Source organism: Paenibacillus sp. oral taxon 786 str. D14, assembly GCF_000159955.1.
GTDB lineage: Bacteria > Bacillota > Bacilli > Paenibacillales > Paenibacillaceae > Fontibacillus > Fontibacillus phoenicis.
Map to the genome: position 1 here is coordinate 138,271 of NZ_GG695979.1, position 9,331 is coordinate 147,601.

Annotated in this window: 7 protein-coding genes; 6 read left to right on the plus strand and 1 reads right to left on the minus strand. The window is 50.3% G+C overall.

The features are described 5' to 3' along the window. Window positions 1–592 precede the first annotated feature (592 nt). From POTG_RS13700 to POTG_RS13710, 3 genes are all read left to right on the plus strand, one after another. On the plus strand, window positions 593–1,528 hold the full coding sequence (locus tag POTG_RS13700) for a glycosyltransferase family 2 protein (protein WP_009225425.1): 936 nt from the start codon (window positions 593–595) through the stop codon (window positions 1,526–1,528). Between the two features lie 62 nt (window positions 1,529–1,590). Further along, window positions 1,591–2,520 carry a glycosyltransferase family 2 protein gene (locus POTG_RS13705; RefSeq protein WP_009225426.1) on the plus strand — a complete coding sequence of 310 codons (930 nt, stop codon included), beginning with the start codon at window positions 1,591–1,593 and terminating at the stop codon, window positions 2,518–2,520. Further along, the gene (locus tag POTG_RS13710; RefSeq protein WP_009225427.1) at window positions 2,517–3,923 is read left to right on the plus strand and encodes an undecaprenyl-phosphate glucose phosphotransferase; all 1,407 of its coding nucleotides are present in this window, start codon (window positions 2,517–2,519) and stop codon (window positions 3,921–3,923) included. The genes POTG_RS13705 and POTG_RS13710 overlap by 4 nt, the downstream gene beginning before the upstream one ends. 66 nt (window positions 3,924–3,989) lie before the next feature. Here POTG_RS13710 and POTG_RS13715 read toward each other — a convergent pair whose 3' ends face one another. Beyond that, the gene (locus POTG_RS13715) at window positions 3,990–5,132 is read right to left on the minus strand and encodes an acyltransferase (RefSeq protein ID WP_157273448.1); all 1,143 of its coding nucleotides are present in this window, start codon (window positions 5,130–5,132) and stop codon (window positions 3,990–3,992) included. A 177-nt stretch (window positions 5,133–5,309) separates the two neighbouring features. On the opposite strand from POTG_RS13715, the gene POTG_RS13720 reads away from it, so the two are divergent. From POTG_RS13720 to pcrA, 3 genes are all read left to right on the plus strand, one after another. Then, window positions 5,310–6,200 (plus strand): phosphatidylinositol-specific phospholipase C/glycerophosphodiester phosphodiesterase family protein, encoded by an 891-nt coding sequence (locus POTG_RS13720; protein ID WP_009225429.1) that lies wholly within the window; start codon window positions 5,310–5,312, stop codon window positions 6,198–6,200. 415 nt (window positions 6,201–6,615) lie between these two features. Next, entirely contained in the window at window positions 6,616–7,317 is a 702-nt protein-coding gene (locus POTG_RS13725; protein ID WP_009225430.1) for a heptaprenylglyceryl phosphate synthase, read from the plus strand. Window positions 7,318–7,366: 49 nt separating this feature from the next. Beyond that, window positions 7,367–9,331 (plus strand): DNA helicase PcrA (pcrA, locus tag POTG_RS13730; RefSeq protein ID WP_083791507.1); only part of this gene is annotated, 1,965 nt, incomplete at its 3' end.

A 9,331-nucleotide genomic window follows, 5' to 3' on the forward strand; every position in this document is an offset into this window, starting at 1 on the left:
CATCATATTAATTCCCCTGTCTTAATGTATTTAATTCATAAACCTCACAAGTTTTATACTGTGCTGTTATATTTGTACGAACCCTGCAGTAAAAAAAGGGGCTAACTCGATTTACTCTACAATAGAGGTAATCCAAGGAATAGGTGGATTTTTATTGATTATGCCTCGTTTATTAATATTTGAGGTAGATACCACTTACTGATCAATAGCTAACGTACAAGAATTCGCTATAATAGGACTTTCTTATCATTATGAATATTACGAAATTATAATACCACACTACACCCTCATCGCCAAAAGTCCCCGGCGCTCACGATCAAGACAAATTCCTCTCTTTACGTAAGAATTAAGTTTCACTCACCATGTTATAGAGTAGACTACACTCCAAAACCAGTAGGTCATATCGATTATTCCCAGAGTCTCATTCCAAGACGATGAAAGTAACCCGGAATCAGGTTGGTATAAATCAAACCACCATAAATGCTCTACAGGATAATAGTCGGTTAAAAGTTGACTAATTGCAAACTAAAGTATATGTTCCAAATATGCTTTGATATAATTTTTATAAACCATAGCAAAGGAACCTCACCCCATGAATCCATCTGTCACCATTCAGATCGTCACCTACAATAGCGCCAATGATATCGCGGAGTGCCTGGATGGCGTTCGCCTGCAAACCTATCCGATCCAGGAAATTATCGTTATCGATAATGCGTCCAAAGACGAGACGGTAGAGCGGGTACGAGCCTACATTGAACAAACACATGTGAACAACATACACTTGGTTGTAAATCCAACAAACACCGGATTCGCTCCAGCCCACAATCAGGGGATCTGCATGACCCAAAGCGATTATGTGCTGGTGTTGAATCCGGACGTACAGCTTGGAACCGAATATGTCGAGCGTCTTGTGGGGATCATGGAGCAACGTCCAGAGGTGGGCAGTGCCACGGGGTTGCTTATCCTAAAGTCGTCCCCGGATGTCGTGGACAGTACCGGTATAGTAATGAACGGGATATGGCGTGCATTTGACCGTGGGGCGGGGGGATCGGCAAGTCAATGGAGAGAATCCGGTGAAGTATTTGGCGTATCCGGTGCTGCGGCCATGTACAGACGCGCGATGATCGATGAGCTATCGATTGATGGCGAGTTTTTTGATGCGGATTTTTTTGCTTACAAAGAGGATGTTGATGTAGCTTGGCGGGCAAATTTGCTTGGCTGGAAAGCCTATTATTGCGCGGAGGCCGTAGCGACCCATGAGAGAGGTTGGAAGAAGGGGAGCCGTCATACGCAGCCTTTGTTCATTCGCCAATATTCTTACATCAACCGATATAAAATGATTTATAAGAATCTATCGGGATATCGTTGGATTCAACATCTGCCGAAGCTACTTGCCTACGAACTGGCGAGTAATGGGTATATGCTATTAAGAGAACCTAAGGTCCTTGGGGCCTGGAAGGACTTTTTTGATAAATTGCCAGAATTGAGGGAGAAACGACGGGAGATACAGCGCAGAAAATCAAAATAAACGCCATGATGTGCTATAATGTCGATAGATTACTTTATTTGTAGATTCGGAGCGCACAAATCATGGATTTAAGTATATTGATCGTCAATTATAATACGCGCCAGCTGACGTTGGACTGTCTGCGGTCGGTATACGACTCCGAGACGGTCTATTCGTATGAAGTCATTGTGGTGGACAATGCTTCGAGGGATGGTTCCGTGGAGGCAATTCGAGCCGAGTATCCGGAAGTGGTGCTGATCGCGAATCAGGAGAACACGGGATTTGCCAAAGCGAACAATCAAGGGATGGCGATCGCGCAGGGACGCTATGTTCTCCTCTTGAATTCAGACACCGTAGTGCAGCCCGATACGTTTCAGATTATGGTTTCCTATATGGATGAACACCCAGAGCTCGGGGCATCAGGGTGCAAAGTCATCCTGCCGGACGGTTCGCTGGATAAAGCGTGCAGAAGGGGCTTTCCTACGCCCTCCGCGTCTTTTTACTATGCTTTCGGATTCTCGAAGCTCTTCCCGGACAATCCGCGGTTTAACCAGTATCAGCTCGGGTATATGGATCCGAACGAGACGTATTCGGTCGACTGCCTTGTTGGCGCCTTTATGCTGGTGAGACAGGAGACGATTCGTCAGGTTGGCGGTTTGGACGAAACCTTTTTTATGTACGGAGAAGATGTGGATTGGTGCTATCGCATCAAGCAAGCGGGTTGGGGGATACATTATCATCCTGCTACATACATTGTTCACTATAAGGGAGCTAGCAGCCGGCGTAAGCCTTTCAAGATCATCTATGAATTTCACCGCGCGATGTGGGTTTTTCATAGGAAGCATTATCTTCGCAACTATTCTTGGGTAACGAATGCAGCCGTTTACTGTGGTATTTCATTAAAGTTCCTCTTATCTCTTGCTAAAAATAGATTACTCCCGGTAGGCACGAGAACTCCATCGGGCGCAAACCAGCCGGAGTCGGCGGAAGTCAAAGTGGAGGTGAGATCATGATCCGTAAGAACCAACGGTTCTTAACTCAATTATATATGCTGACGGATTTTGTTTTCATCCAAATCTCCTTTCTGCTTGCTTGGTGGGTGAAGTTCGAAAGCGGTTGGATTCAGTACGAGCAGCCGCTTCCTGTGGAAATTTATGCTTTCTGGAGCGTCGTCTATGGTGCGATTGCGGTGGTAGTGGGTATCTTAATTTCCTTGTACACCCCGAAACGCAAAAAGCGCTTCGCCGATGAAGCCTGGAAGATCTTGCAGGTTCATGTTGCTAGCTTGTTCCTTCTGCTGAGCTTGATGTTCTTCTTCCGGCAAGTGGACATCTCCCGTCACTATTTGGCGATATACATGACGTTCAATTTGCTCCTGATCATGTTCTATCGGTATTTCTTGAAAAATGCCCTAAAGCAGCTGCGGAAGAAGGGCTACAATAAACAGTTTGTCTTGATTCTTGGAGCCGGATCATTGGGCCAACGCTTCCATGATAATTTGCGGCAATATCCTGAACTTGGCTATGAGATCGTCGGATTTCTAGATGATCAGAAAGTTTGGGAGAGAGGCGAGGCAGCTCGCTATAAACCGATCCTCGGAAGGATCGATGAGTTGGAGCGTATCCTGGAACAGAAGTTGATTGACGAAGTGGTTCTGGCGCTCCCGCTGGAGGCGCATCACCGATATGCTCGAATTATATCCATATGTGAAAAAGCCGGCGTAAGAACGTTAATTATCCCGGACTTCTTTGATTATTTGCCGGCCCGGCCTTACTTTGACAACTTTGCGGGAATGCCGATGATTAACGTTAGAGATATTCCGCTGGATTTGGCCGGGAACCGGGTCGCCAAGCGGATATTTGATATCGTCTTTTCGCTGCTGGCGATCATCATCACCTCGCCAATTATGTTGATTGTTGCGATTGGCGTGAAGCTGACATTCAAAGGCCCGATCATCTTTAAGCAGGAGCGGGTAGGGCTGAATCGACGGACGTTCCAAATGTACAAGTTCCGTTCCATGCGGGTATTGCCCGAAGGGGTTGAGGACACGGGATGGACGACCCAAAACGATCCGCGTCGTACCAAGTTCGGAGCCTTTATTCGGAAGACGAGCCTTGATGAGCTGCCGCAGTTTTTTAATGTACTGGCCGGGCATATGAGTGTGGTGGGACCACGTCCGGAACGGCCTTATTATGTGGATCAGTTTAAGGAGGAAATCCCGAAATACATGGTGAAGCACCATGTCCGGCCGGGCATCACCGGTTGGGCGCAAACCCATGGGCTTCGCGGGGACACATCGATCGAGGAGCGGATTAAATACGATATTTTCTATATTGAGAACTGGTCAATCTTATTGGATATCAAAATCGTACTAAAAACCGTCGTAAATGGTTTCGTCAATAAAAACGCATACTAACGGGGCTATCCCTGGCACAAAAAACGGTCTCTTCATTTCGAAGAGGCCGTTTTTATTTCCAACTCCTCACCCTGCCATTCCTCGATCCGCACCAACATACACCTTCCGCCAACGATCTCTCATTTTTCGGTAACCGATGCACAAGCCTACGCTGACGCAGGCGCACAGGATAAAGGAGATGAGAGTCTGGGCGTATACGCCAAGGCCGCCGAGATAATTTAAGGCCAGCAGGTTCGTATATCGCAGAATAAAGGCATGCACCAGATAGGCGCCAAAGGAGTAGTTACCGATGAGGCTTAACGTTAGCCCCGCCTTGGTGGGCCGGGTAAGTAGACGCTGTACCGCATAAAAAAGAAACGGAAGCATCGCGAGCGTGGCCAACAGCATCAGCGGCTTAAGCGGCCCTGTAACGTTGGCACTAGCCAGGTAGTCGCCAGCTGCCGCGCCTTGGTTGATGGCGGCTATTTTGGTTCCTATATAGATCAAGAAAAGTACAGTAAGCGCAAGGCTGATGCCCCAGAGGGAGCGTACGGCTTTTTTCCAACGTTCATAGTACAAGCCGACCCATCCGCCTAGTACGAAATAAAACGTCCAGAACAGAAAGTTTCGGTCCAAGAAGCGATAGAGGGTGTTCAAGATAGGTTGATCCGATTGAAAAACGCCCTTCGCCAGCGCCTCCAGCAAGAACAAGTTGGCTGCCAGGAACGCTAAAGTTACAGCCAGGTTCATCGGAGCCGGCCGCTTACCGGACAGAAACAGGCGGAACACGGGAAACAGCAGATAAAACGGGATAATCATGACCATAAACCACAAGTGATACGAGGCTTTTCCCGTCAGAGCCAGCTCCAGCACATGAAGAAGGTCCTTCCAATGGCTGAAAACGGCATCTCCGCTGCGAAGACTCACCCATATATAGTAGAAGACCGTCCAAAACAGATAGGGAAGGACGACCTGCTGCCCTCTTCTTTTTAAGAAACGTCCATATTGAAAGGATCGGTCGTAATTATAAAACAACACCACGCCGGTGATAAACACAAAGAGCGGTACAGCGAACCGAATCAATCCCAGAAAGGTTGTCCCCAAGCTGACGGATAACGGCGACATGTCGGGTTGAACAAACAAGCCGGCAATGGCGTGCTGCAGCACGACCGCTAAGAAGGCGATCCCGCGAAGCGCTTCAATCTCTTCCAGTTTTGTCTTTCTCTCCATAATGTCCTCCATAGGGGTTTGGCATAGAAAGACCATAAAGAAAATGTGCGCATTCGTCAACCGTATTCCTGAATCTACCGGAACTCTATGACGTTGTGAGATATGCTATAATGACCATTGACAATAAACGACATTTTTTAGGTCGAACACCTCCAAGTAGAATAGGATCATATACTCATGAAAAATAAACTTTTCTACAACCTCCTGCTGATCTTGGGCATCGTGCTGCTGGCGCTAAGCTGGCTGCCGGAGACGCCAAAGTCGGAGGAAGATGGCTTTCGAGCCCATCGTATGGTAGCGCACGCTATGGGCGGGATCGAAGGTCTGACGTATACGAACACTTATGACGCCTTTCTCGTAAACTATGATCAAGGCTTCCGCGTGTTTGAAGTCGATTTGCTGCTCAGCAGTGAAGGCAGACTCGTGGCGCGTCATGAGTGGGGAGAGAGCTTCACCCGGCAATTAGGGCAGGAGGACGAGTTGGCAGCGGATCGACAAGGTGCGGTTCTGAGCTACGCCGAGTTTAAGGCGGCGAAAATTCAAGGTGTGTACGAGCCGTTGGATTGGGACGATGTGCTGGAGTTGATGGAGCAGTACCCGGATGTGTATATCGTCACCGACACAAAGCAGTCTAGCCCGGACGAAATCCAGCAGATCTTCACCCAGATCGTCGATGAGGCCAAGGCGAAGGACCCAGAGCTCCTGAAGCGCGTGGTGCCGCAAATCTACAACCGGGAGATGTTGGAGCCTGTCCAATCGATCTATCCGTTTGACTCGGTGATTTTTACGTTATACCAAACACATGATACAGACGATGAAGTGGTGGCTTTTGCAGCGGACAAGCATCTCGCAGCCGTCACCATGTCGGATACGCGGGCGAACGCGCAGTTGATCCAGGAGCTCAACCGGATTGGCGTGCCCTCTTACATCCATACGATCAACGACCTGAAGACCATCGCCAAGTTCAAAAGGATGGGGGCTTACGGCTTCTACACCGACTTTTTGACGGAGGCGGATTTGGCGAAAAACACGGGAATGCTGTCCTTGTTAGACGGGTTTGCCTGGTAAAAACCGCATCTTGAAGGGGGACTCATAGGTTGTAGGTTGTCCGCTCTCTTCTCAAGATTATCCCTTTGCATCAGGGAGTGAGGAAGTGATCCGCTCTCCAGTCAGCCTCATCTACAAGATCTCCTCTATGATCACGCCAGCTAGACCTCACCCGTCTGAACGAAAGGGATAATCGCGCAAAGAGGCGCCAAAAAGGTTATAAGGAACATCATAGAGCCGCAAGAACTGCGGCGTTTTTGTGTTCGCATCTGACGCGAACATTGACAGGGTACCCCCGGTAACATAGACTAGAAACAGAACTGGAAATCTAGTCATGAACAGTAGTCATATATCAGATGGATGAGAGAGCGGGGCGGAGCGAAATGCCCCGTTTTTCGCGGTCCTTCTGCTGAATTTGTCGTTGGAGGAATGGAAATTGAAGCAGATGATAGCTGGCTGGCGGCATGTGTTTAAGCTGGATCCCGACCGTCAGCTGGACGATCGGTCACTGGAAGCGGTGTGTCTGTCAGGGACAGACGCCGTGATGATCGGCGGATCGAGCGGGGTGACCTATGAGAATACGGTGGACCTGCTGTCTCGCGTACGCCGTTTTGAGGTTCCTTGCGTGTTGGAGATCTCCGATCTTGAGGCGGTGGTGCCGGGATTTGATCTCTATATGATTCCGATCGTACTGAACGCAGGACATCAAGATTGGATCATCGGGCAGCATGCCAAGGCGATCGAGCAGTACGGATACCTGATCCCTTGGGAACTGCTCGTGCCGGAGGGGTATCTCGTGCTCAATCCGGAGGCAACGGTCGCTAAGGTAACGGAGGCGCAAGCCCTGTTGGAGCCGGCGTCAGCCCGGTCATATGCCCAAGTGGCTGATCGTTTGCTTCAGCTTCCGATTGTCTATTTGGAATACAGCGGGCAGACCGGAGATTTTGAGTTGGTAGCGGACGTACGGCGAACCTTAGATCAAGCCTGTCTATTTTATGGCGGCGGGATCGTGGATGCCGAAATTGCGCGCTGCGCAGCTGCTGTGAGCGATACGGTGGTTGTAGGCAACGCGGTGTACGATAACCTGGAGCGGGCGCTGGAAACGGTAGCGGCGGTGAAGGATACCGCTAAGAAATAAAGGTGCACAATGACGATAAGAAGATGTTTCTATGGAAGGAGCAAGTTTGATGCAACCTGTGAACATACAAGAGGCGGTAAGCCGCCTGAATCCGCAGCAAAGACAAGCCGTTGAGGCGACCGAAGGGCCGCTTCTGATTATGGCCGGCGCAGGCAGCGGCAAGACGCGCGTGCTAACGCACCGCATCGCCTACCTGATCGCAACGCGCAAAGCTCCGCCGTGGGCGATTCTTGCGATTACGTTTACGAACAAAGCCGCCCGTGAAATGCAGGATCGGGTATCTCGATTAGTAGGCGGTCCGGAGGGACGGGACATTTGGGTGTCTACGTTTCACTCGATGTGCGTACGCATTTTGCGGCGGGATATTGAGCGGATCGGGTTCACCTCCAACTTCTCCATCCTGGATTCCACGGATCAGCTGTCGGTCATTCGCAACTGCATGAAAGAACAGAACATCGACACGAAGAAATTTGAGCCGAAGGCGGTTCAAGCGGCCATCAGCACAGCGAAGAACGAATTGATCACGCCGCAGCAGTATGAGCAGAAGATCGGCGATTATTTTGAAGGCATCGTGGCGAAGATTTATGCCCAATACCAGAGACAGCTGCGCCAAAACAACTCCCTGGACTTCGACGACCTGATTATGAAGACCATCGAATTGTTTAAAGCAGCGCCGGATGTGCTCGATTTTTATCAGAAAAAATTCCAATACATCCACGTTGACGAATACCAGGATACGAACCGTGCACAGTATATGCTGTGCCGGATGCTCGCGGACAAGCATCACCGCATCTGCGTCGTTGGCGACAGCGACCAGTCGATCTATCGTTGGCGCGGGGCGGATATCAGCAATATCCTGAATTTCGAGAAGGATTATCCTGAGGCCAAGACGATTCTGCTGGAGCAGAACTACCGTTCCACGTCGACGATTCTGAACGCGGCCAACGAAGTCATTGGACATAACACCGGACGCAAGCCGAAGAAGCTGTGGACCGATAAGGGCGACGGTGACAAAATCAAGGTTTACCGCGCGAATTCGGAGCATGATGAGGGGTATTTTGTTACAACGGAAATTCATAATAGCGTCAAAAGCGGGCGGAACTACCGCGATCATGCGATTTTGTACCGGACCAACGCGCAGTCCCGGGTCATCGAGGAAATTCTGATCAAATCGGATATCCCGTACCAGATCGTGGGCGGTATCAAGTTCTATGACCGCAAAGAGATCAAGGACTTGCTCGCCTACCTGCGCGTGCTGTCCAACCCGGATGATGATATCAGCTTGACGCGGATCATCAACGTGCCCAAACGGGGCATCGGCGATACGACCGTGGCCAAGCTGGCAGATGCTGCAGCGCAGCGAGGGACGTCGATCTACCGCGTGCTTGAGGTTGTGGACGATCTGGGGATTGCCGGGCGGACGCGGAATGCGTTGGTTGAGTTTTTTGACATGATTCATGGGTTGCATCAGATGGTCCCGTATTTGTCTGTTACGGAGTTGACGGAAAAGCTGCTGGAAGTCACCCAATACCGGCTGGAGCTGCAAAATGAAAATACGCTCGAAGCACGCTCGCGGCTGGAGAACATCGACGAGTTTCTCTCCGTTACGATGGAATTCGAGAACAATAATGAAGACAAGTCACTGGTTTCCTTCCTGACGGATCTGGCGCTGATCGCCGATATCGACAGCATGAACGATAACAGTGACGCGGAGAAACCAAACGACGACGCGGTTGTGCTGATGACGATGCACAGTGCGAAGGGCCTGGAGTTCCCCGTCGTGTTCATCATCGGCATGGAGGAAGGCGTCTTCCCGCATAGCCGGGCGTTCCTCGATAACGAGGAACTGGAGGAAGAGCGCCGCTTGGCGTACGTGGGCATCACCCGGGCCGAGGAGAAGCTGTACCTCTCGTGCGCGCAGATGCGCACGCTGTTCGGCCGCACGACGGCGAATCCGCCGTCCCGGTTCCTCGATGAAATCCCCGAGGAACTCAAGGAGGACGGCGGTCGCGTG